At 46.7% G+C, this 22,978-nt stretch carries 23 protein-coding genes; all 23 read right to left on the reverse strand.

The features are described from left to right. Position 1: 1 nt before the first annotated feature. Complete coding sequence (locus OXH00_10440) at positions 2-586, reverse strand: hypothetical protein (GenBank protein MCY3741427.1); 585 nt, start codon at positions 584-586, stop codon at positions 2-4. Further along, a complete protein-coding gene (locus tag OXH00_10445; GenBank protein ID MCY3741428.1) occupies positions 568-1,179 on the reverse strand; it encodes an L-threonylcarbamoyladenylate synthase in 612 nt (203 codons plus the stop codon). Before OXH00_10445 ends, OXH00_10440 begins: the two co-directional genes overlap by 19 nt. Positions 1,180-1,193: 14 nt before the next feature. Next, on the reverse strand, positions 1,194-2,249 hold the full coding sequence (gene tsaD / locus OXH00_10450) for a tRNA (adenosine(37)-N6)-threonylcarbamoyltransferase complex transferase subunit TsaD (GenBank protein MCY3741429.1): 1,056 nt from the start codon (positions 2,247-2,249) through the stop codon (positions 1,194-1,196). 19 nt (positions 2,250-2,268) lie between these two features. Continuing rightward, positions 2,269-2,505: a DUF2283 domain-containing protein gene (locus tag OXH00_10455; protein MCY3741430.1), complete on the reverse strand. Its 237-nt coding sequence runs from the start codon at positions 2,503-2,505 to the stop codon at positions 2,269-2,271. Positions 2,506-2,542: 37 nt separating this feature from the next. After that, positions 2,543-3,754, reverse strand: a complete 1,212-nt coding sequence (gene dprA, locus OXH00_10460; GenBank protein ID MCY3741431.1) for a DNA-processing protein DprA — start codon at positions 3,752-3,754, stop codon at positions 2,543-2,545. 118 nt (positions 3,755-3,872) lie between these two features. Next, the gene (locus tag OXH00_10465) at positions 3,873-4,460 is read right to left on the reverse strand and encodes a hypothetical protein (protein ID MCY3741432.1); all 588 of its coding nucleotides are present in this window, start codon (positions 4,458-4,460) and stop codon (positions 3,873-3,875) included. Between the two features lie 230 nt (positions 4,461-4,690). After that, complete coding sequence (locus OXH00_10470; protein ID MCY3741433.1) at positions 4,691-5,326, reverse strand: hypothetical protein; 636 nt, start codon at positions 5,324-5,326, stop codon at positions 4,691-4,693. Between the two features lie 445 nt (positions 5,327-5,771). Further along, on the reverse strand, positions 5,772-7,199 hold the full coding sequence (gene cysS / locus OXH00_10475) for a cysteine--tRNA ligase (protein ID MCY3741434.1): 1,428 nt from the start codon (positions 7,197-7,199) through the stop codon (positions 5,772-5,774). Positions 7,200-7,249: 50 nt separating this feature from the next. Continuing rightward, a complete protein-coding gene (ispF, locus tag OXH00_10480) occupies positions 7,250-7,723 on the reverse strand; it encodes a 2-C-methyl-D-erythritol 2,4-cyclodiphosphate synthase (GenBank protein ID MCY3741435.1) in 474 nt (157 codons plus the stop codon). Between the two features lie 238 nt (positions 7,724-7,961). Next, positions 7,962-8,663: a 2-C-methyl-D-erythritol 4-phosphate cytidylyltransferase gene (gene ispD, locus OXH00_10485; GenBank protein ID MCY3741436.1), complete on the reverse strand. Its 702-nt coding sequence runs from the start codon at positions 8,661-8,663 to the stop codon at positions 7,962-7,964. Then, the gene (locus OXH00_10490; GenBank protein ID MCY3741437.1) at positions 8,623-9,651 is read right to left on the reverse strand and encodes a TRAM domain-containing protein; all 1,029 of its coding nucleotides are present in this window, start codon (positions 9,649-9,651) and stop codon (positions 8,623-8,625) included. The genes ispD and OXH00_10490 overlap by 41 nt, the downstream gene beginning before the upstream one ends. Before the next feature lie 1,452 nt (positions 9,652-11,103). Further along, positions 11,104-12,465, reverse strand: coding sequence for a DNA repair protein RadA (gene radA, locus OXH00_10495; GenBank protein ID MCY3741438.1), 1,362 nt, complete (start codon positions 12,463-12,465; stop codon positions 11,104-11,106). A 66-nt stretch (positions 12,466-12,531) separates the two neighbouring features. Beyond that, on the reverse strand, positions 12,532-14,103 hold the full coding sequence (locus tag OXH00_10500; protein MCY3741439.1) for an MlaD family protein: 1,572 nt from the start codon (positions 14,101-14,103) through the stop codon (positions 12,532-12,534). A 1-nt stretch (position 14,104) separates the two neighbouring features. Further along, positions 14,105-14,884 carry an ABC transporter ATP-binding protein gene (locus OXH00_10505; protein ID MCY3741440.1) on the reverse strand — a complete coding sequence of 260 codons (780 nt, stop codon included), beginning with the start codon at positions 14,882-14,884 and terminating at the stop codon, positions 14,105-14,107. 92 nt (positions 14,885-14,976) lie between these two features. Beyond that, on the reverse strand, positions 14,977-15,729 hold the full coding sequence (locus tag OXH00_10510) for an ABC transporter permease (GenBank protein ID MCY3741441.1): 753 nt from the start codon (positions 15,727-15,729) through the stop codon (positions 14,977-14,979). A 95-nt stretch (positions 15,730-15,824) separates the two neighbouring features. Continuing rightward, a complete protein-coding gene (gene dnaB / locus OXH00_10515) occupies positions 15,825-17,156 on the reverse strand; it encodes a replicative DNA helicase (protein MCY3741442.1) in 1,332 nt (443 codons plus the stop codon). 2 nt (positions 17,157-17,158) lie between these two features. Further along, on the reverse strand, positions 17,159-17,605 hold the full coding sequence (gene rplI / locus OXH00_10520) for a 50S ribosomal protein L9 (protein ID MCY3741443.1): 447 nt from the start codon (positions 17,603-17,605) through the stop codon (positions 17,159-17,161). Between the two features lie 197 nt (positions 17,606-17,802). Continuing rightward, positions 17,803-18,003: a 30S ribosomal protein S18 gene (gene rpsR, locus OXH00_10525; GenBank protein MCY3741444.1), complete on the reverse strand. Its 201-nt coding sequence runs from the start codon at positions 18,001-18,003 to the stop codon at positions 17,803-17,805. Positions 18,004-18,149: 146 nt separating this feature from the next. Beyond that, entirely contained in the window at positions 18,150-18,620 is a 471-nt protein-coding gene (gene ssb / locus OXH00_10530) for a single-stranded DNA-binding protein (protein MCY3741445.1), read from the reverse strand. Between the two features lie 89 nt (positions 18,621-18,709). After that, positions 18,710-19,156 carry a 30S ribosomal protein S6 gene (gene rpsF / locus OXH00_10535; GenBank protein MCY3741446.1) on the reverse strand — a complete coding sequence of 149 codons (447 nt, stop codon included), beginning with the start codon at positions 19,154-19,156 and terminating at the stop codon, positions 18,710-18,712. A gap of 819 nt (positions 19,157-19,975) precedes the next feature. After that, the gene (locus tag OXH00_10540) at positions 19,976-20,836 is read right to left on the reverse strand and encodes a methyltransferase domain-containing protein (GenBank protein MCY3741447.1); all 861 of its coding nucleotides are present in this window, start codon (positions 20,834-20,836) and stop codon (positions 19,976-19,978) included. Between the two features lie 13 nt (positions 20,837-20,849). Further along, complete coding sequence (locus tag OXH00_10545; protein ID MCY3741448.1) at positions 20,850-21,686, reverse strand: class I SAM-dependent methyltransferase; 837 nt, start codon at positions 21,684-21,686, stop codon at positions 20,850-20,852. Positions 21,687-21,753: 67 nt separating this feature from the next. Further along, positions 21,754-22,938 (reverse strand): ABC transporter substrate-binding protein, encoded by a 1,185-nt coding sequence (locus tag OXH00_10550; protein MCY3741449.1) that lies wholly within the window; start codon positions 22,936-22,938, stop codon positions 21,754-21,756. Positions 22,939-22,978 lie beyond the last annotated feature (40 nt).

The following is a 22,978-nucleotide window of genomic DNA, read 5'->3' on the forward strand; positions in this document are numbered from 1 at the left end:
ATTACCATCGCATCGCTGCCTCGCGATAGAGCTGAATCTGCTCCATATTGCGAGGCACTGCTATTTGGATAGACTTACGCTTCCGATTCATATCTTTAATCACAATTGGGGCGCGCAGCATGTTCGTCATTGTGACAATACCGGAGTGGTAGAAAACCCACATTCGTTGTTCCGTATAAGGATTGAGGACGTACTCCGATGTGTGCTCGGAAGGATGTCCACCTGCACCAGCAAAGAGATCGTGCTTCGGGTATTCAAGTTCAACACTCATATCATGTCCCTCTAAAACCAATTTTTCAGGCGGTGGCTTGGGGGCGTATCCGCTTAACTTACAGGTCCGAATCCGGATAGGCGCGGCGGATTTGTTAATTAGATGCAAGGATACAACGATGGCGAGGCGATGGTTGTCATCGCGGTTGATAAACCACGTATCATCTCGGATAACCTCTACTGTTAACCCTGGAATCTGCCGCTTTTTGTGATAGACAATCGCCAACACGACAAAACTGATGACACCGAATATAACCCAATTTCCAGTAGGTGTGGCTAAAAATTGTAGCAGCTGCTTTAAAGCTTGTTGTAGCACGCGAGCTCCTTAGCGAGTGTCTTTTCTGAAATCACGCCGTGCCGTCGGATCAGCGGCGGTGAGACTGAGATGTCATAGACTGTGGACGGAATAGGGCCTGGTGTTTTGCCGCCATCGACAATCACATCAATTCGCGATGCGAGTTCGGCACCAATTTCTTTTGGAGAGGTGGCTGGCGGTTCCCCTGATAGATTCGCGCTTGTTATCGCCGCGGGGCCGCCAAAGGTTTTCAGGATTTTCAGAAGTAGTGGATTGTCCGGAATGCGTACGCCAACCGTGTTGCCACCAGCTGTCAATACAGGCAGCAGACCTTTCGCCTCAACAATAATCGTCAAACCACCGGGCCAAAACCGATCCGTGAGGTGAAAGAAATAGTCTGGTAAGTTTTGGGCAACGCGATAGACATCATCAACCGAACTCAGTACAAGTGGAATCGGTTTACCGTCTGGTCGTCCTTTTAACGTGTAGAGTCTTTGTACAGCATCTGCGTTAAATGGGTCCGCTCCTAAACCGTAAACTGTGTCGGTAGGGATGGCGATAATACCGCCTGATTTCAAGGTTTTTACAGCTTCAACACACACATCAGGTTCCAAAATCCGTCTCCTGTTTAGACATCCACAATAGAACCGTTTGCAGCAGCATTCAGAGAGAGTTCATCTCGGAGTCCCTGCTTATATTTTTCGTAAGCGATCCCGGCGATCATTGCACCGTTATCTGTACACAAGTTCATAGGCGGATAGTAGACTTCGGCACCGATTTCAGCGGCGGCGATTTTCAGCGAAGCGCGAAGTTGGCTATTTGCGGCAACGCCCCCCGTTAGCGTTATCGCTCTGGTACTCGTGGACTTCGCGGCACGGATTGACTTGTAAACCAAGACATCTACGACAGCAGCTTGAAAACTTGCTGCAATATCTTCAACGGTTACTGTATCAGGATTTGTATCCTTAGCAGGCTCTTGTTCATTTTCCACGAGTACGCCTGCACGCCGTGCTTTCTCTACAAAATAACGGACTGAGGTCTTGATACCGCTAAAACTGAACTGGTAATCCCCACTATTGCGCATCGGTCTGGGAAATTTTATCGCTGAAGGGTTCCCTTTCTGTGCAAGTTCATCAATGACCTTCCCTCCGGGAAAACCGAGTCCGAGGTACTTCGCAACCTTATCGTAGACCTCACCGGCGGCATCGTCTTGCGTGCTTCCCAATACTTTGTATCTCCATCCTTCGTGAACCTCTACGAGTAGCGTATGTCCACCAGAGACTGTGAGACAGATATGTGGAAAGGTTAGCGTATCATGCACCATATAGTTGGCGTAGATATGTCCCTCAATGTGATTAATACCGAGTAACGGCAGACCGTGACAATAAGCGAGGCTTTTCGCTGCTGCGACACCGACAAGCAGTGCCCCGATTAAGCCGGGGCGATTTGTCACGGCTATCGCTTCCAAATCTTTAAATGTGACATCCGCCTCTGCTAATGTCCTGCTGACAATGTAGTTAATGGCTTCAATATGTTTGCGGGATGCGAGTTCCGGGACGATGCCACCGTATTCTTGGTGTGCCTCAACCTGTGAAGCGACAACATTAGAAAGCACTTCTTTGCCATCCGCAACGACCGCGGCGGCGGTTTCATCACATGAGGTATCAATACCGAGTATTTTCATTTTTTTAAGATGAATATCATCATTCTTCGTTTAACTGTAAACGGGCGGAAATGGGTAAGTGAAATAACTCTTCACGCAACAAACGTGTGGAGAAAAATAAAACCTCCAGATTTTCGATGTCCCCCGTGTTTGGATTGAAGCGAGCGATGATTTCATCAGTAAGCTCCTCGCTCTCCTGCTCAGGATACGGTGCACAAGTGTTTACGTACAGAATATCAGCATCCCTGTCATACTGGAAGGTCAAGTTCGTTTCCATTCAATATCTCAATTTCTCTCTGCGATGCGGCAATTTATTAACCGCTCTTAGTGAATTGTTTGCCTGGCAATTGTTGAACGATGCCTTTGAGTTCTAACATCAACAGAACACTCGACACCTGACCAATCGGTAGTTGTGTCGTCCGAACAATCGTATCAATATGTGATGCGGGTGCCTCAATAGCGTCAAAGACTGTTCTCTCGTCGGGTGTTAAACCCGGTGGCGGTGCGCTCTGGATGGGTTGTTGCACTTTAGCGGGAGATTGTGCGGCTGCAGGTTTCGGATCGCTCTTTTTAGTGGATTGTTGTGAAGATTCCGCCTCTGCACCTGGCATCTGCGATGTTGGCACATCGGACTGGATCCGGTTTAATGCGTACGGCGGTATTTCATTGAGGAGGTCGTCCACAGTATTGATGAGTTTCGCGCCGTTGTTAATCAATTTGTGGGTGCCGGTTGAGAGTTCGGAAAAGATCTCTCCAGGTACAGCGAAGACTTCTCTGCCCTGTTCACCAGCGAGACGTGCGGTAATGAGAGCACCGCTTCGGTTTGACGCTTCGACGACAACAGTGCCGAGCGTTAGCCCACTGATGATACGGTTCCGGCGTGGAAAATTCCTCGGTTTCGGCTTGACCCCCATCGGGAATTCGGAAATTAGCGCGCCAGATTCCGTAATTTTCTCAGCGAGATCACCATTCGCTGCGGGATAGATGAAATTCAAGCCGCTTCCCATCACAGCGATTGTTCTACCGCCGGCTTCCAATGCGCCGCGATGCGCCGAGGTATCAATACCTCTCGCTAACCCACTAACGATCGTGAGTCCGCGCTGTGCAAGTTGATAACTCAGTCGATAACTCACCTTTCGTCCGTAATCTTTCGCATCGCGAGAACCGACGATCGAAAGGCTGAGTGAGTCTTCCGGTGTGAGTTCACCTCTGATATACAGCACGAGAGGCGGTGTATCAATTTCCTTCAAGCACTGCGGATATGCGGCATCATAAAGCGTCAGTACCTGACAATCGTATTCGCGTATTAATTCCAATTCGCGTTCTATTGGATACTGAATTGGTTTACGCTTCAGGAGGTCCAGCATCGCAGGCGAAAGTTGGTCTATCTTTTCGAGTTCGTCGGGTGTCGCCTGAAGTGTGCGCGCTGCGCTCCCAAAAGCATCGCGCAGGCGTTGAACGGTTTTTAGTCCAACCCCTTGAATCATGTTTAGATGAATTAGGCTGATTGTCTCGTTAGAAAGCATTTTTAGTAGTTGTCAGTTTTAGGAGTCGCCAGTTGTCAGTCCTCAGTTGTCAGTTACAAGAATCCCCTTAACTGAAAACTGATAACCATTCCTCCGATAACTGCCAGTGGTTCTGGCACTATTCCGCTGTTCCGGCTTCCATCGGGTCGAGCGGGAGTGCATAATAGAGTTCAATCTCTTGAATTTTCTTGTACTCCTGCATACTCGGTGCGCCGGTTTCGCCGCGTGTTGAGCGTTTCTGCCCGCCGACGCGCCGTGAGTCCCAACGCCGCGGCACTTTGAGGCGAAACTTAGTCGTTACAATTGGGTCCCTCAAGGTAAAGGTGTAAACAGGCCGCATGTTGTCTCGGACATGTTTTACTGTGATCCATTCCCCTTCATCATCCATATACTGTACGTAGAAGAATTCCAGCTGCCCAGGCTCGGCTTTCACAACGACTTGTTGAATCGTCTGTGGTTGTCGCCATTTGAGTACCGCTTCGGTGTAATCATCAGATTCCTGCTGGGATGCTTCATCCTTTTCATCTTCAAGAATAGGTCCCGTCTCTCCAACCGAGTACATATTATCGTCATGGTACTTCGTATCCTCACTCGTAGCGTCAAGTGCGATATTTTTGCTCCGGTTAAACGAAGGGTTTGAGGCGAGAATACAGCCTGATAACCCAACCACTACGGCGAGGGTCATCAAGAATAATATAAAACGCATATATTGTCTCCTTGTCCCGGATAACGACACGCTTGCCGCTCCGGATAGCATGAAGTTGAGGCGGCGTTGTAGAACCAACCGCCTTGGTATCAGAGCCATTCAGTTTTCGGTTTTTCGGTACTTTTGTCGAAGAAGTCGCGATTCGGAGATCGCTCCTATAGCATTGGAACTTTCAGATATGTCTTCTAAAGAAGAATTGAATGACTCTGGCATGGGTATCAATTTCTATGTTACTCTAATTGGAGTAAATCATCAAGTTCTTTTTCCCGCTTATCGGTAGCTGCCTCTGCTTCTACTTGATCAGCAGTTTTGTAGCCGTAGAGTTCAATTTCTCGGATTTTAGCAGCTGCCCGGCGATTGGCATTCCATCCGCGGAACCCGCCAGACCTTGCGCGTTGCTGTCGGTTTAGCAAGGCATCATCTTTGGTGCCCAAAACCCGTAGCCGGATTCGACTTGTCGGAAACGGGATCAACAGCGAAACTTGAAATGGACTCTGCTTGACGCTTTTCACATCCTTAATAAGCTGCCAATCCGCTTCAACCGCGATACTCCCTTTATCTGCGTAAATATCAAACGCTGACAAATTATCCGAGTGTATGACAATCCGACGGATGACCTTTTTTTCCGGCAATGTAACAATCACCTGCGATGCGGCATTCGCCCCCATGAACCCTTCCATACTTGCGGGGAACGTTGTTTCACCGATGGTGTTCAATTTTCCATCAATCATTTGTGGACTCGTAGACTGTACACCTTCCATGAGGGCGTAATTGTCGCTCCACTCCTGCTCGGAAAAAAGAGCACTGCATCCGGTCATGAGAATCAAACAAATTAACGAGAAGGCTACTGTGAATTGATAAAACATTTTCAACTCCTTTTTTAAGAAATGGCGTTATTCTTCTACCACTCGTGTCGCAGCTTTACGTGAGCCTACTGGGTCTATAGTGTCCAGAACGCGTATTCACAACCGGAATCCCCATCCGTTAGTGGGAAGGAACTTCTGGGAAGTACACACGCAACAGATGCACGATCGAGTCGCTAAGAAGTATTTTACACGATTTTAGACGAAACGTCAAAAGAATTTTTGACATTTCAAGGAAATAATGATAGTTCCAATCCGCCATAAAGTTCAGAGCTTTAGCGGTGAGTATTCTCAAACACAAGAAGTTTTTGATATCATGCGTTCGTTAATACTCTCAAATGTCAAGGGATTATTGGGAGGGCTATTTAGGGTAGGTTTTAGAATTAAACAGATTTTCATGTTCTTTTTGGGTCCGTCTCAAGGATTGAGCGTTATGTAACCGATGCGGTTAGGAGCGTGCCAAGAATTTCCAGGTTGCCCCTTGGGGCGTATCTTGGATTTCAACATTCAACTCTTTCAGTCGGTCACGAATTTTATCGGATGTCTCCCAATCTTTTCGATCGCGGGCATCCTGCCTTATTTCCAAGAGAAGGTTAATGATCTGATCGTGTTGCTGGACGTTGTCGCTATCGTCATTCTGAGGCTCCACATCATAGATGCCAAGAACTTGACAAGTTTCGGTCAACGCCTGATATGCTTGTGCAAGCGCGGGAGCTGCCGCTTCATCGAACGTGCTGAGTGATTTGTTAACCTCGCCGACAAGGGTAAAAATAGCACCAAGTGCTTGTGCAGTATTGAAGTCGGTATCCATTGCCTGCGTAAACTCGAACTTCATCTCCTGAACAGCGTGCTGTAGCGGCACCTCCGTCGTTTCGTTTGTTTCAACGTCCGCGTTGTAGTTTTTTAACGCGTCCAAACAATTGTTTAAACGTCTGAGTGCGCCTTCTGATTTTGTCAAACTTTCTGGATTGTAGTCAAGCGGATGGCGGTAGTGTGCGGAAATAAGAAAATGACGAATGACTTCGGTGGGATAATGGTCCAGCGCATCTCGAAGTAAGATAAAGTTCTGTTCCGATTTACCCATTCGCTTACCATCAATCTTTAGAAAAGCGACGTGCATCCAATAACGTGCGAAAGTGCATCCGGTGGCTAATTCGCTCTGTGCGATTTCATTTTCATGGTGAGGGAACTGCAAATCCTCTCCACCGGCGTGGATGTCAATCGTTTCACCGAGATGTTTCATTGCCATGGCAGAGCATTCGATATGCCATCCGGGTCTGCCTCTGCCCCATGGGCTCTCCCACGAGGGTTCACCCGGTTTTGCGGCTTTCCACATATCAAAATCTCGGGGATCCTCTTTGCGTTCATCAATTTCAACGCGCGCGCCAGCGAGCAAATCCTCCGGCTTCCGATTGGAAAGTTTTCCGTACTCAGCGAACTGATTCACCCGATAATAGACGCTCCCGTCAATGACATAAGCCGCGCCCTTCTCAATCAGGATTTGAATCAAATCTATCATCTCGGGGATGTGTTCAGTTGCTTTCGGATGGACATCCGCGGGTTGAATACCGAGGCGTTGTGAATCCTCAAAGAACGCTTCGCCATTCTGGTGTGCAAGCTGCTTCGCGCTGACCCCTAACTCCGCAGCGCGGTTGATAATTTTGTCATCAATATCTGTCAGGTTTTGAACCAGTTTGACGTTGTACCCCTTATACACGAGATAACGTCGAATAATATCTGTTATCAAAGCGGTGCGCGCGTTTCCCATGTGAATGTAGTCGTAAACAGTGGGACCGCAACTGTAGATCGACACCTGCTCAGGATTTAGTGGCACAAAATCCTCTAACTGTCGGCTCAACGAGTTATAGATTTTCATTCCCATTTTTTATGGTTTGGACTCCTCTTGACCTTGCTTAGAAAAAACCGCTACAACGAGGAAAGACAGGCAACAGCATGAGCGACAATTGCTTTTCCTTCTCCGATAATGCCCAATTCTTCCGCCGTTGTGGCTTTAATGTTTACCTGCGCCACGGCAATATCAAGTGTGTTGGCAAGCTGCTTTCGGATTTCTGAAATGTAAGGTGCCAATTTCGGGCGTTGTGCGATAATCGTGCTGTCTATATTTTCGATCTGGTAGCCACACGCCGTCACTTTCAAAGCGGTATCCCGTAGGAAAACGAGGCTATCCATTCCCTCATAAAGGGGATCCGTATCTGGAAAATGTGTGCCGATATCACCGAGCGCTGCTGCCCCCAGTATAGCATCTACAATTGCATGTGTCAAGACATCTGCGTCTGAATGTCCCAAGAGTCCCAAATGATATGGAATCTCAATACCACCTAAAACCAATTTTCGATTTTCGACCAACCGATGAACGTCGTAACCGATACCTACTCGCATTTTCCCTTCTACAGTTTTATTTTTCTTATCGTGAGTTTGATAAAAGTGGAATGTTGGGTTTCGCTACCGCTATTGACGCAGAGAGTGCCTTGAAAAACGGCACATCTGTCCAAATTATGAGTTTTTTTAGTATGTTTACCGCTCTACCGAGGGGAAACACCCAGCAAAAACACCTACAGATTTATTTTCAAGTTCACGTTTAATCAACTTCATGCCGAATAGAGCGAAATAGAAACACCTACCAGAGTGTTGGATCCGACACCAAGACTTCAGCAATTTGCAAATCGACAGGTGTGGTTATCTTCAAATTCGCGTAACTTCCTTTTACTAATTGCACAGGAAAACCGAGTTGTTCAACAAGTGCCGCATCATCGGTTACTGTGAGTTGCTGCTCGCGTGCTGTCTGATGTGCTTCTTGCAATAAAGTTTTCCGAAAGACCTGAGGTGTTTGCACTGCCCAGAGTCTTTCCCGATCTGGCGTTTCAGTAATAAAACAGTTCTCGTCGGCGACTTTGATCGTATCTTTGACTGGCACGGCAGCCACAGCAGCCCCGCATTCGTCCGCGGCGGTGAGACAAGCAAAAATGGTTTCGTCAGTCACAAACGGACGTACCCCGTCGTGAACAATAACAAAATCCACATCTGCCGAAAGCGCACGTACCCCGTTGTAGACAGACCTCTGTCGAGTCTCCCCTCCTGCGACGAGCTTCTGTACCTTTGTAAAGGGATATGGGTCCAACACGGTTTTACAACATTCGCTGAAATCACCTTCGTCAACGATGACGAAAATCGCATCCACAGCAGTATTTTGCTCAAATCGCTGGATAGTATGCGCCAAAATAGGCTTCTTTGCCAATTTTAGGTACGGTTTTTTAAGCGAGCGTGCCATCCGGTTCCCTTTACCAGCTGCGGGGATAAGAGTGCACACCTTGCTGTTCATCAGTGCCCATTTCATCTTCTTCGATCCGTGTGAAAATCATCTGCCCTGCGCTCGTCCGCAGCATCTGCGTAACCTCAACGTTAAGCGTTTTCCCGATGTAGGGCTTTCCTTCTTCAACGATGACCATAGTTCCATCATCAAGGTAACCGACCCCTTGATTCGGTTCTTTCCCTTCTTTAAGAAGGAGCACTTGAATCACTTCCCCAGCAATCACGACAGGACGCACAGCATTTGATAATTCATTGATATTAAGCACCCTCACACTTTGTAATTCCGCGACCTTGTTGAGATTTAGATCGTTAGTTACGATTGTGGCATCTCGTTTTTGCGCGAGATGTACCAACTTCGCATCCACTTCTGGTAGATGTGGCACCTCCTCCTCAGTGATCTCAACAACAATCGCTGGATTATTCTGAAGTGCTCGGAGAATATCAAACCCGCGTCGCCCTTTATTTCGGCGAAGGGGCTCTGTAGAATCTGCAATATGTTGCAATTCATTGAGAACAAACCGTGGGATAACAAGCGTTCCTTCAATGAATTTTGTCTGACAGATTTCAAGAATTCTACCATCAATAATAACACTTGTGTCTAAAATTTTTAAGCTATTTGTAACTTTCCCAGCTCGCGATTCGCCAGTTCGGTTAGACGTATCTGATCCGAAGACATGGGATAAATTCACCGATGTAGAGAGTCGGTAGCCACCTATAAGACCCGCGTACCCTATACCGAGGCCAATCACCAGCTTGAGATTATCATTAGATAGAGAAAAAAGGCTTAATACACCACAGGAAATTAATAGGCCAATAGAGAGTCCTATCGCGCTGGCAACAATACCACGCAGATTAGGTATATGTAGGCAAAATTCTGCGCCAACAAGGATCAGTGCTACAACAAACCCAATAATCGTAAATAGTGGATTGTCGTAGACGATGTAACAACCCGCTGCGCTTGCGAGTATAAAAAAGAGACGAATCCCCCAAACTTGCATTTTTTGTCCTTTACTTTCTTTATCCAAATACCCTATCACTCGCAGTCGCGGTTGCTACCCACGCTTACAAGATCCCCGGGTCCTACGCATCTGCTCTCGGATTTGCAGACGCCCCTTTTGCACACCAATTCAATAACATTTACGTTTAATCTCAATGAAAACTAACAAATCACAAATCGTATCAACGTGAGTTCGACCTAAGCATATATAGGCCCTGAGGGTGGGTAACTTGGAAATTGTTAAAACCGAACACATTGAGTTATTTTAAGCAAGTTTCATGCCAATACTCAGTAATACTTAATATTCGCGTCAAAATTATCACCGCAATCCCCAGGATACCTTTACTGCCAAGCGTCCAAAATCCATATGCATACTGGTTCATCAAGATAAATAGAAGTACCTGTTCTTCAAAAAAACTGCCGTTGATGCAGAATTGGTAGATTTTTGCAAATCTCCTCTATTGGGATTCGCAAAAATTGTAGAATATTGTGCAAAAATTGCACGTAAACTGAAAAAATTGATACCTTGCCAACTCAGATATGGGATTCCTTGTAACATTTACCATTAATATAACAGTCATTAGATAGAAAAATACGGAGTCTTCAACAGACACTGGTGATAATTCACCCAAGCGATAGAAAGCCCCATAAATGCTTGCCCCCACTTATAGTATAAGCCATCTCATACATAAATTGTAGGTCCGCGTCTTTGAATCGCTGCTGAAGAGAATAGTATCTATGAGATAGCCGCTGAAACATACAACTATCGAAACAGCATTGATGACGAGACAGGAAACCTGACTTACAATAAAGTAGGATTTAGGTTCTAATATGTCTATATATTCCCAATTTTTGCTATACGTTAGCAAAAAATGCCGATTCAATTGCTAAAACCGTATAAAGACAATATCATTTCCTTCTTAATTTATTCAATGATAGCATCTTTATAGGGTAATAATAGCATAATCGGAAAAATAAACCAAGATGAAAGTAACAATTTTTACAGGGAGCAACTTAGGTTGCAACAAAAAAGCAAAATGCGAACGCTATAGTGTATAAACAATTGCTATGCGTCGCGGGGTATTCTTATATTACGACGAATTGAGGTCTCCTCACACCAAATTGATATTATACCCTAAATTACCACCTTTAAGACACAAATTTAATAATATGTACTTATAGATTAATTATGTCTCATTATAGATTTAGTATACTCAGATTCAATTGCCAAGTCAAACTATAGTGGATGAAAAAAATAAAGAACTATTTTCGTTCCGGGTAGGCGGGATTTTGCAGCGTACTCGCCCCACCAACTCTCACTGTAAAGCAACATGCGCGCTCGGCGTTGATTCATGCGATCAACATTCCTAATTTCGTCGGTGTAGCGTGTCCAATTAATTCTGGAATCCACTACAAATCTATATCTGATTTCAATAGGAGGTAACTTGGGTTATTATAACAAAGCCGCTAAGCTATCATATACATCATTAACACCGACAAGTTCAATGTCGTCATCAATATTTAATCCTTTACGGTTGTATTCGGGAAAGACCGCTCGCTTGAAACCCAATTTTGCGGCTTCTCGGATCCGCCTGTCAACATGTGTGACAGGTCGAATTTCGCCTCCGAGTCCGACTTCTCCAATCATCACAGTTTGCCGATCTATAGGCATATCCCGATGACTTGAAGATATAGCCATCAGTACGCCGAGGTCTATACCGGGTTCATCAATACGTAATCCACCAGTAATGTTAACAAAGACATCGGAATCCCCAACGTCAATCCCCACGCGTTTATTGAGTACTGCGATGAGCAGTGCGATTCGATGTCGGTCAACACCAGTCGCTGTATTGCGAGGATTTCCGTAGTTGGTAGGTACCACGAGTGCCTGTACCTCCATGAGTAAGGGGCGTGTCCCTTCCATACTTGAGACGACGACAGATCCTGACACCTGTTCTTCCCTATCGCTCAAAAAAATCTCTGAAGGGTTCATCACATCCGCAAGTCCAGTGTTCCGCATTTCAAATATTCCGATTTCGTTTGTCGAACCGAATCGATTTTTGATCGCTCGGAGGACGCGATAGATATGATGCCCTTCGCCTTCAAAATAGAGTACGGTATCGACCATGTGTTCCAAGACGCGGGGTCCAGCAATTGCCCCCTCCTTTGTCACATGTCCGACAAGAAATATCGGAATATTGCGGTTCTTTGCGCAAATTAGGAGATGTCCAGTACACTCACGAATCTGCGTAACACTCCCCGGGGCAGATTGAATACTTGTCAAATAGACGGCTTGGATAGAATCGATGACGACGACCTTCGGTTTCCGGGCATCAATATGTTTTTCAATCTGTTCCAAGTCATTTTCACACAGTACATAGAGTGTATCAGACTTTACACCGAGTCGAGTTGCCCTGAGTTTTGTCTGACTCACAGACTCCTCGCCGGAAACATAAAGTACCTCCCCATAATTCCGGCTCAAGGCATCACTCGCCTGGAGCAATAGGGTAGATTTACCTATCCCAGGATCTCCACCAATAAGGACGACTGCCCCCGGAACAATGCCACCACCAAGTACCCTATCAAACTCTGACATTCCTGTCAAGTGGCGTTCTACCTCACTCGCCGTAACCTGTGAGATCGGTTCAGGTTCACGAGAGGCCCGTCCGATCCCGCGATGTCTTGATGGCGTAATGAGGGTTTCGACTTCTTCGGCGAAACTTTGCCAACTTTTACAACTCGGACAGCGTCCGAGCGTCTTTGGCGTTATATATCCACACTCTTGACAGACAAATCTACGTTTTTCTCGTGCCATCTTTAATACTACCCATCACTCCAATGCTGCGGAAGTTTGAAATAAGCCTTTCTCGCGCTGTTCATATTACCACTCGCTGTTGAAAAAGCGGAATCCGGTTGTCCAACGTCTTCCATCCGCATCGGTTAAATTCTCAGCACCAAGCAGGAGTTGCCCGTATCTGAAGAATCGCAGTGAGACTTCTGTGTTCAACTCGGGTTCACGACTTGTCAATCCGACCCCTTCGACACTTAAACCTAAACGTCGGGACCACAACCAGAAATCTACACCCACACCGACCCTGGAACGCATGAAGCCAGCCCGCGTGCGAAGGTAGTCTGTTAGATCGTGTGCATACTGAACTTCAAACCGAACTGTTTCGTCCCGAACACCGACACCAATCCTGTAATGTGCCTTTGATTGTGGTGAGAGAACAAACGCCAGTTCGTTGTAAAGCCGCTCTTCAAGACTCAGATATCGGAGTTCATAATCCCATCCAAACTGTAGCGGCGATTCAAAACGTCCGATCCGTTCATTGGTTCGTTGTGAGAGTTCTGTTACAGCGTTCATCGTCTCATTAAGATTTCGCAAAGTGCCTCGAACTTCTTGAAGCGGTTTCGGTGAATTAAGCAGCTGCGCAAAAGTGCCTTCACCCTTATTGAGTGTAGTCAGGAGATGGCTGAAATTCGTCTCTAATGTATTGATTGCGTCGGTTGTCTTTTGTAAATTCTCCAAGATTGGTGCTATATTGGCTTCCCCGGTTTTAATGGCATCGCTGCCTTGTGAAACAAGCGTGGAAACTTGGTTGGCTAACGTACTAAAGTCTGAGCGAAAATCCTGTGCGATTTGCCGAAATTCGGATGTAGTTGCGCGTACATCGGTAAAAATGGTGTTCAGTTTTGGTGAGTTTTGGTTCAGGAGTCTTAAGATTTCGCGCGTAATATCACTCACATGACTACTGACCATGAGAGAATCGCCTTCCAACTGCGTAATAAGATTGTTGACCTTTACAAGGGTTTCTTGAAAGCGTTTATCGTTTTCCAATGCAAGTTGTGTTAAAGTTTTGACTGTTTCTCCAGAGTCAACACTTAATTTCTCAATGGTTTTTCCGGTGAGGGCAACCACTTGTCGAATTTCTTTAATAGCGAGTTGGATCGCTTCCTGGTTGGCTTGCAGGACTTCATTAGCAGCGGTCGTGAGTTCAATCGCCTGTGTCATGCCTGCACTTGTCTGCTCAAGGAGTTCTAAGGCATTAACAGGATCTTTTCCAACAATCGGCAGATTCGCGGGTTTCAAGGGTGGATACCCAATGGGTCCATTGTCAAGTGCGATGTAAACCTCCCCGACGAAGCCATTCATCGAAATCCTTGCCCCGCAGTCTTCCCGCAACCATTTAAATCCATTTTTGACTTTCGCTCTGATATGGACATCATTGGTATCGGGACGGAGTTCAATAGCCGTCACTTTACCGATCGACACACCGGATAGGTAGACCCCTGCGCCGACATAAAGCCCGTTGACAGATCGGAATTGGAAAGTTAATTCATCGCCAGCGGCTGCCCAGGGCCAATTTTCGGCATTTATAAGAAGAACGGTCAATAAAATGATTGCGATTAGAACCATTACACCGACTTTTACAGACGCAGTCCAGAAATTCATGTTACCTCCCGAGATACTCTTTCAAAATAGGGTTCTCCATGTTGAGGATTTGGTCGGGTGCCCCAAATAAGACAAATTGTTGCACAATCGGATTATCAACGTTGATAATTTCGTCAGGATTCCCATAAGCGACCTGCTTGCCTTCATGAATCATAGCCATTCGCGTTGCAACGCTAAAGGCACTGTGCATATCGTGTGTGACGACAACAGAGGTGACTTGCAGGCGTTCGTGTAAATCGCAGATGAGTTGATTAATTTCCGTACAGGTAACTGGGTCAAGTCCGGTCGTCGGTTCATCGTACAAAATCACTTCCGGATCAAAAGCGAGTGCTCGGGCGAGTCCGACCCGTTTCCGCATGCCGCCGCTCAATTCCGCGGGGCGTAAATCTTGAACACCTTCTAAATCTACAAGTGCAAGTTTTTCATCAACTATTTTCCGCATCTCCTGTTTGCTGTAGTCTGTATGCTGATCAAGCATAAAGGCAACGTTTTCAGCGACAGTCATCGAATCAAACAAGGCAGCGGACTGGAATAACATCCCAATTTTTTGGCGGAGGATATTTATTTTTTTGGTTTTCAGTTTTGAGATTTCTGTGCCATCAAACCAAATTTCACCAGAATCCGGAGAAATTAGTCCGGTGATAATTTTCAGTAGGATGCTCTTACCAGACCCACTCCGTCCCATAATGACAAGGGTTTCGCCGCGTGGAATCTCAAGGTTCAATCCGTTTAGAACATTCTTCTCACCAAAATTTTTGGTAATATTTCTAACTGAAATCATACTTTCTGAGTGCAAGGCGTGATAGAAGGATCAGTTCATCCGGTAGGGTTGATCGTCTGGTAGCGCGTGAAGTCCGCCTTGAACGCCGCCAATTATATCAATCCCAAGATGTTAAAGAGGATGTGGTTTAAGACGAAGTCTAAAATAAGAATAGTGATCAGCGAAATAACAGCGGATCCGGTTGTAGCAATGCCGACCCCTTCAGCACCGCCAGCGGTGGAGATGCTAAATCCCTTGTAGCAGCCCACTGCCGCGATCGCCATACCGAAGGAGGTAGCCTTAATTAAACTAATGAGCACACTACCGACATAGAGGTTTTTTTGAGCCTCCAAAAGAAAAAAGTAGCCGTTGACATCAAAGAAGGTAACAACAGCAATAAACCCGCCAGCAATACCTGCGAAGGTTGAAAAGATAGTCAACGTGGGTAGCATAATAGAACATGCAAGAAAACGCGGGACGACCAAATATTTAACTGGATTTGTTCCCATCACTTCAAGCGCGTCGATCTGTTCGGTAACCTTCATCGTTGAAAGTTCAGCGGTAATTGAGGCTCCGATACGTCCAGCGAGCACGAAAGCAGTAATCATCGGTCCGAGTTCTTTGACGATCGAAACGCAGACGAATCTTGCGACGGATCCTTCCACGGCATAGGGTTTGAGTTGAATGTATCCCTGAACGCCTAAGACCATCCCCGTGAAAAACCCTGAAACCATAACAACAGCCAAAGAGTTAAAACCGATCAACAACAACTGCTTCACGAGTAGATCGAACTGTAAGGGAGGACGGAAAATTTGAAAAAGTGTTTGAAAAAAGAGCGTAAAGGCTTGCCCTATTTCGGAAAGCACATTGTGCGACCGAATTTTGATATTTCTTAATATTGGGTGGGCCCGAAACCGACCGGAGGCTTCGCGCGTAGCGGATTGCTGATTCATGTTTCTGTTTAACTTGGGTTTTCAAACCGCATCTGCTTTTTAGTAAAATAGAGAACGACAGTTCCGGTCGGTCCGTTACGCTGTTTTTTAATCATCAGGTTTGCTTCAACACGGTCACCAGCATCTTCATCTTCGTAATAATCTTCTCTGTATAAAAAAGCAACGAGATCGGCATCCTGTTCAATTGCGCCGGATTCGCGTAAATCTGAAAGTTGGGGTTGTTTATCCGGGCGGCGTTCCACTTCACGGCTCAACTGTGAGCAAGCAACGATAGGGACGTTGAGTTCCCATGCGAGGACCTTCAAAGCACGTGATATTTCGGAGATTTCCTGTTCACGCTGATTGTACCTGCCTGTCCCTCTGAGCAGTTGCAAATAGTCAACGATAATAAGTGCAAGGTCCCCGTGTTCACCTTTAAGTCGTCGTCCTTCGGCACGTAGACTTTGAACGGTAAGGCCTCGGTTGTCATTAATGAGAATAGGTGCTTCAGATAATCGGCTCGCAGCTTCTGTCAGGGGTCGCCAATAATCCTCGCTAAAATTACCGGTTCGGAGTCGTCCAAAATCAATACGCGATTCAGCAGATAGCATCCGCATGACGATATCCTGTGCGGGCATCTCCAAACTAAAAACGGCAACCGGACGTTCCTGGTCAATTGCGATATTCTGCGCCATATTCAGGACCAAAGTGGTTTTTCCCATGCTCGGGCGCGCAGCAATAATGATAAAGTTGCCAGGCTGCAACCCGGATGTCATGTGATCGAAATCCATAAACCCGGTGGGAACACCTAAGAACCGTTCTTGCTTGTGAAATAATTTTTCAATTGCATCAATACTGGTCGTGACGAGTGGATTAATAGGCTGAAATCCGCGCTGAGCATCAGTTTGTCCGAGTTCAAAGACTGATTCTTGAGATTGGTTGAGTACCTCAGCGAGTTCTATGCTCTCGTCTTGTGCCAGATCTCGAATTACGGACCCTGCTTGGATGAGTTGGCGTCGCGTCGCCTTTTCATGCAGAATATCGGCATAAAACTCTGTGCTCTCTGTTTCGACAATCGGTGCTTGGAGTTCATACAGATAGCCTGCACCGCCCGTCCGATTGATCTGATTCGTGCGTTTCAATTCATCAGCGACGAGAAGCGGATCAGCGTTGCTAACGCGCTCATATACGGCAAGGATAGCTCCGTAGATAAGTTGATGGTCAGTCGTAAAAAATGCATCAGAGGTGTGCCCAAGCAGTGCAATTACCCGTGGGATAACAGACTTCTCAGTCATCATAGCCCCAAGTACGGCTTGTTCAGCTTCCTTGTCAGAGAGGGCGTCAACTGCTTGTGCCTGCATAATTACGCCTCACGTTCAACAACAACGCGGAGTTCAACAACGACATCTGTATGCAATTTGACTGGTACCATGAAGACACCGAGTTCACGGATCGGTTCTGCGAGTTCGAGGAATCGGCGTTCTAATTCAAGCCCTTCAGTCCTTAAAGCCTCTGCGACATCCATAGAGGTAACAGACCCGAAGAGTCGATCATTTTCGCCAGCCCGTCTTTTGAGTGTGCACGTAACGCCAGTAATCTGTGCTGCGATTTCCCGTGCGACTTCTTTATCTTTCGCTTCTTGATGATCAATGACTCGTTTCTGGTGTTCAAGATAGCGACGGTTCCGCTCTGTTGCATGCACCGCCAACTGCATCGGCAGTAGGTAGTTCCGTGCGTACCCATCGGCGACTTTCAACACATCGCCCGGTGCACCGAGTCCTTCAACACTTTTCTTTAGAATCACTTCCATAATTAAAAACCTAAAGTCCCTTTTGTAGGTAGAGTCATTTAGTTTTAAGAAATTATCGGGTTTCATGTCTTCTTTTTTCGATCCGGTGCGGTTAGGAAACCACACCTACCGGATTTGATTACCCGAAAGCCAAATAAAATAGAAAACTAAACAGCCCTATTTGTAGGGGAACCAATTATCTGTATTTGTCCCTACTTCTATCGTGTAAATGGCAAGAGTGCCATATTACGTGCGCGCTTCACTGCACGGGTCACCATTCGCTGTTGCTTCGCTGACAACCCTGTGACCCGGCGACTTACAATTTTCCCACGTTCGTTAATAAATTTTCGCAGCGTATCCACATCTTTGTAGTCAAAAGATTCAATTTTGTGATAGCGCTGTCTGCGACGGAATGCCATATCAATTCTATTCCTTTTTTTAGTATAGCCGTCAGTGGTCAGCAATCAGCAGTCAGCAAAGATGGCGTCGTCAACGCGGTATTTGCTGATAGAGAACCGATGGTTAAATAGACTGATGACTGATCGCCGACGGCTGATAGCCATATTTAAAACGGGATGTCATCATCTGTTGAGGAAGGTGCGCTGCTCGCTTCAGGTGCCGGGGCATCCTGATAAGATTCGGCTTGTGTTGGTGCTGCTGCGGGTTGGGCATTCGCGTAACCACCGCCCATTTCATCTTCATCACGCCGCCCAACAAATTGGAACCGCATAAGTCTGACTTTGAGTCGATTCCGCTTGGTGCCATCTTCGGCTTCCCAAGAATCAAATTTAAGAGACCCTTCTATGAAAATTGGGCTACCTTTTTTGAAATATTCGCCTACAAGTTCAGCTTGCCTATCCCAGGCTTCCACATCCACAAAACAGACATTTTCTTTTTGCTCGCCCGACTGCCGATCCGTATAGCGCTCACTCATAGCCAACCCAAAATTCGCGACGGCTGTCCCGCTCGGCAGGAATTTCACTTCAGGGTCGCGAGTCAGGTTTCCCATTAAGATGACCTTGTTGTAACTTGCCATGGTTTCTCCTCTTTATACACTCTTGAGGCTTTCGGTGCTTTTTATTAGAAGCCCAAAGCCCGCTGTTTAAAATTCAAGCGATACTTATTTCAGGCAGACGCTGCTGTATTTTCAGCCGCTGCATCATTATCTGTTGCTTCTTCTGCTTCCGCATCATCAGGCGTTGATGCCTCTACTTCAGGTGTCGGTTGTTCCGCTTCGGGTGTTGGCGGCTCCGCCTCGGCGGCAATTTCGGCTTTCAACTTATCTATATCATCTTCGTATTGTACGATCATGTAGCGGAGAATCGCTTCAATAACGTGTAAAGCCTGGTTTAATTCCGCGACAAAACCGGGTGCGCTCTCAAAAATGTAGAGCACGTAATAGCCTTCACTCCGTTTCCGGATCGGATAGGCGAGTCGCTTTTTTCCCCAAGGATCAAGTTTCACGAGAGTCCCACCATTTTCGATGATGCCCTTTACTTGGTCAGTAAGTGCTTCTGCTTCGTTTTCATCATGGTCAGGCGTAATGATAAGCAGGAGTTCATAAGGTTTCAAATTTTCATGCCTCTCTTCGGACTGATGGCTCCTCTGCCGTTAGCATAAAAGCAGGGAGCAGAGATTAATTGCGTAAACCCCATCTGAATGCGCATGTACCGAAAGGACTATGCCTCTCAGATGGAATTTTATTCGTTAAAATTACTTTGTATAATTATACCACATATCGATTCATATATCAACCAAAAATCACATTTTTTATGGTTATTAGTTTTCAGTTTTCAGTTGTCAGGAGTCAACAATCGGCGGTCAGTAGTCAGCAATCAGCAATTAGCCACATACAGTGGGTTCAATAGGAATTTAATTGGGTGCTGGCGAGGTTCCCGCATAGGTATCAATTTAGGGTTTAGATTGCCCGCAGCACCGTAGGTTGGGTTGAACGGATGCCACCGAAACCCTAAAATCATAGAAAAACACAACTTTCTCCAGATACGCCATAGCCACCAGGGACCGAGTGAAACCCAACGCTTTTACTTTCAAACTCCTCGGACGATGAACGTGTAAAGTTGGGTTTCACTGCGTTGTTGAATAGATAGAACAGGATATTGACTTTCATGTGTGTTTGGCATATCAATACCCAAGTTCTCAATGGCGTTCAACCCAACCTACGCGCCTGAAGGAGTTTTGAAGTCTTTAAGGTTTCCGCGGAGTATCCGGTTCGGTTGGGGGATTTAGTCTGGGAATAGACTAAATCCATTCCTTGTATCACATTCCGAACCTACCGGACCTGGGTGCCCTGGCGGTTATTTTTTCTAAAATTGACACCTATGGGTGCTGGCGAGGTTTCCGCCACCAGCGAAAAAACTACGCAAGTTCTGATTAAGTTGGGAGTGTTGCGTATGCCGTCACATGCAGCGGTAAAAAGAATGGACGTTTTGAGGCGATAACCTCCTGCCGAATCCGTGCGGCTAACGTATTTACATCAACCTGTTCTGCAGTAGCAAGTCCATACTTTTCGAGGAGTGGCAGTAGGCTCTGAAAGATAGTCGCCATGTATCGGTAACCAGCCCACGTTTTTTCGGCACCGATCGGAGACTCAAGATGCATCGTCGGTGGTGGTAAACCTGTGTCTACAAAAGTCTGATAAAGTCCAATCCCCATGTTGAGATGCGCCCCTGAATGCGCAAACACATCCAAAATCCATGTGATGAGCTGATTCATAAGCGGCGTATCTGGATGTAAGAAGGTAGGATAGAGTGTGTATTCCGGTTCTTGAAATGCGGCGATCCCACCAGGTTTTAAGTGCGTCATGAAGGTAGCGAATGCCTCTGCTGGATCCGCCATATACATCAACACGAACCGCCCAACGATCGCATCAAATTTTTCTGGAAATGTGAGGGCGCGCGCGTCGTCTGCGATGAATTCGACGTTCTGCCTACCTGCATCAATTGCGCGTTGGCGTGCGGTGTCAAGAATATCTGCGTTGACATCCACACCAACGACCTTACCTGTCGGTCCGACAAGTTCGGCAAGCATGAGTGCGACATCACCGGCACCGCTCCCGATTTCAAGCACACGCATTCCGACTGTAATACCGGCTCGTCTGCAAAGCCGGTGCGTTGACTCGCCATAGATTCTTGATTGCTCAATGAGGCGGGTTGTTTCGTGGAAGGTGCGTCCTAACGTATAGGTAGCATCGCTATTTAACGCGTGCAAGTTCTTCGCGTGATCTTTCGCCATACATCGATCCCTTTCACATCGGTAGGGAGGCATACGCTGTGATGTGGGGCGGTAACAGGAGCGGTCGCTTTGAGGTCGTGACTTCCGCTTGAATCCGATCTGCGAGTGTGTCGATATCTATCTCTTCACTTGTCGCAATGCCATACGCCTCCATGAGCGGAATGAGGCTCCGAAAACTGTTGGCGAGATACTCAAACCCGGGCCAGCCTTCAGGACCGCCCATGGGCGCCTCAAAGTGTAAGGTAGGCTCAGGCAGACCTGCATCAACGAATACGCGGTAGAGTTCCATACCCATGTTGAGATGTGCGCCTGAACGTTCAAACACTGTGAGCCCCCATTCAACCAACTGATTTATCAAAGGTGTATCGGGATGTATAACCGTCCGGTAGAGTGCGAGTTCAGTATCTTGAAAGGCGATAATACCTCCAGGGCGCAGATGGGTGCTCAACTTTTTAAGTGCCTCTGCTGGGTCCGCCATATACAGCAGGACAAGTCTACCGACGATGGCATCAAAGTCGTTTGGAAGTTCAAGCGTTCGGGTATCCCCGGCGATGAATTCAACGTTTGAAAAACCGGCTGCATCGGCTCGCTCTTGTGCCGTTTTGAGAATATCTGGGTTGATATCCACACCGACGACGTTTCCTTCGGCCCCTACAAATTCAGCGAGGGTGAGTGCGACATCACCTGCCCCACTACCAACATCAAGTACTTTCATGCCTTTAGCGATCCCGCTTCTGAGGAAAAAACGGCGTGTTACATCGTCATAGAGTTGTGATTGCTCGATTAAGCGTTGTGTCTCTTCCTCACTACGCCCCATTGTATATTCTGCATCTCTGCTCTGATTGCTCATTATAATTTACCTCACTTTCGAGAAATTTGCGAGGCACAGTGCCCTCGCGTCACATAATTGCTAAGTATTATGGTTTAACAAATTGATGGAACTGTATCTTTCCATCTTTGACGGTATTAATGACTAAACCCTTGATTGCATGCCGATTTTCATCAAAATAGGATAATATTGTTGCACCACTGTAGTCCTGAGTCGCCTCAATTTGATCTCGAATAGCCGCGGGGGTTAGGTCAGTTGTTCTGCGCATCGCCTCAATTACGATGGTAGCAGCGTCATATCCGAGTGCAGCGGGGCCATCGGGTGCGATGCCGTATTTTTCGGTATAAGCGTCAACAAATTGACGTGCCTCTTCGGTCAATTGACCGTCGGGTGAAAAATGGTTCGCAAAGAAACTACCTTCAAGTGCGGTTCCACCGATTTCAACCAAGTCGGGTCGATCCCAACCATCTCCACCGAGAAAAGTAGCAGAAATATTTATAGCTTCAGACCTTGCCTGCTTAACCGCCAGTGGGAATTCGGAGCCCAAGCCTGGTAAAAAGATAATATCAACGGCAGGTTCAACAGCAGTAATTGCCATTAACTGTTCGGTGAAATCTGTGGTACTTGTCTCATAAAACGGGTGGACAGCAATCGTCCCGCCCTGTGCGGTAAAGTTCTGAATAAAAGCGGTTGATAGTCCCTCCGAGTACGGGTTCCCTGTTTCCGTGAGGACAGCGGCTGTCATCGCTTGCAATTCTTGTATGGCGAAATCTGCCATTATCCTTGCCTGATACGGATCAATGTAGGCACCCATAAATGAAAAGTTCCCGTTTTGAGGCACATCTGGGTTCGTTGGGTAAGTTGTCACCATAGGTATGCCGTATCGCTGGACAACCGCTCCGACCTCCACAGCCACCGTGCTGTAGTCAGGACCTACAATTGCTGATACGCCTGCAGCAATCAACGCTTCCGCGTGTTGAACACTGCGTAATGCATCTCGCTGATCGTCTCTAACGAGAAGTTCTATCGGCAGTCCGTTAATTCCGCCTGCCGCATTTGCGAGGGCAACTGCTAATTCCGCACCATTCCGAGTTGTTCCGGGATCAGGTGGACTATAAATAAAACCAATTTTGACTGTAGATCCGCTATCAGAGATCTCCATCCCATCCGGGGCAACGACTTCTTGAATGCGATTGCAACTTAAAAAAAATGAGGTAAGAACTCCGAAAATCGCTATACATCTGAGCGTTGCCCTATTCTGTTGAAATAACATAAAACCCCTTTTCATGTTCGGAAGCCGCTGGAAACCGCTT

Source organism: Candidatus Poribacteria bacterium, from assembly GCA_026706025.1.
In the GTDB taxonomy this organism is placed as follows: Bacteria; Poribacteria; WGA-4E; order WGA-4E; family WGA-3G; genus WGA-3G.

What these genes read in the sequence shown, in the direction of transcription:
- radA (MCY3741438.1), bottom strand. Translation starts at nt 12,465, where the DNA reads ATGGCACGAGAAAAACGTAGATTTGTCTGTCAAGAGTGTGGATATATA.
- OXH00_10490 (MCY3741437.1), bottom strand. Translation starts at nt 9,651, where the DNA reads ATGCAAGTTTGGGGGATTCGTCTCTTTTTTATACTCGCAAGCGCAGCG.
- dnaB (MCY3741442.1), bottom strand. Translation starts at nt 17,156, where the DNA reads ATGCAGGCACAAGCAGTTGACGCCCTCTCTGACAAGGAAGCTGAACAA.
- tsaD (MCY3741429.1), bottom strand. Translation starts at nt 2,249, where the DNA reads ATGAAAATACTCGGTATTGATACCTCATGTGATGAAACCGCCGCCGCG.
- cysS (MCY3741434.1), bottom strand. Translation starts at nt 7,199, where the DNA reads ATGAAAATCTATAACTCGTTGAGCCGACAGTTAGAGGATTTTGTGCCA.
- rpsR (MCY3741444.1), bottom strand. Translation starts at nt 18,003, where the DNA reads ATGGCATTCCGTCGCAGACAGCGCTATCACAAAATTGAATCTTTTGAC.
- OXH00_10540 (MCY3741447.1), bottom strand. Translation starts at nt 20,836, where the DNA reads ATGGCGAAAGATCACGCGAAGAACTTGCACGCGTTAAATAGCGATGCT.
- OXH00_10505 (MCY3741440.1), bottom strand. Translation starts at nt 14,884, where the DNA reads ATGATTTCAGTTAGAAATATTACCAAAAATTTTGGTGAGAAGAATGTT.
- ispD (MCY3741436.1), bottom strand. Translation starts at nt 8,663, where the DNA reads ATGAACAGCAAGGTGTGCACTCTTATCCCCGCAGCTGGTAAAGGGAAC.
- dprA (MCY3741431.1), bottom strand. Translation starts at nt 3,754, where the DNA reads ATGCTTTCTAACGAGACAATCAGCCTAATTCATCTAAACATGATTCAA.
- OXH00_10455 (MCY3741430.1), bottom strand. Translation starts at nt 2,505, where the DNA reads ATGGAAACGAACTTGACCTTCCAGTATGACAGGGATGCTGATATTCTG.
- OXH00_10500 (MCY3741439.1), bottom strand. Translation starts at nt 14,103, where the DNA reads ATGAATTTCTGGACTGCGTCTGTAAAAGTCGGTGTAATGGTTCTAATC.
- OXH00_10470 (MCY3741433.1), bottom strand. Translation starts at nt 5,326, where the DNA reads ATGTTTTATCAATTCACAGTAGCCTTCTCGTTAATTTGTTTGATTCTC.
- OXH00_10545 (MCY3741448.1), bottom strand. Translation starts at nt 21,686, where the DNA reads ATGAGCAATCAGAGCAGAGATGCAGAATATACAATGGGGCGTAGTGAG.
- rplI (MCY3741443.1), bottom strand. Translation starts at nt 17,605, where the DNA reads ATGGAAGTGATTCTAAAGAAAAGTGTTGAAGGACTCGGTGCACCGGGC.
- OXH00_10550 (MCY3741449.1), bottom strand. Translation starts at nt 22,938, where the DNA reads ATGTTATTTCAACAGAATAGGGCAACGCTCAGATGTATAGCGATTTTC.
- ssb (MCY3741445.1), bottom strand. Translation starts at nt 18,620, where the DNA reads ATGGCAAGTTACAACAAGGTCATCTTAATGGGAAACCTGACTCGCGAC.
- OXH00_10465 (MCY3741432.1), bottom strand. Translation starts at nt 4,460, where the DNA reads ATGCGTTTTATATTATTCTTGATGACCCTCGCCGTAGTGGTTGGGTTA.
- ispF (MCY3741435.1), bottom strand. Translation starts at nt 7,723, where the DNA reads ATGCGAGTAGGTATCGGTTACGACGTTCATCGGTTGGTCGAAAATCGA.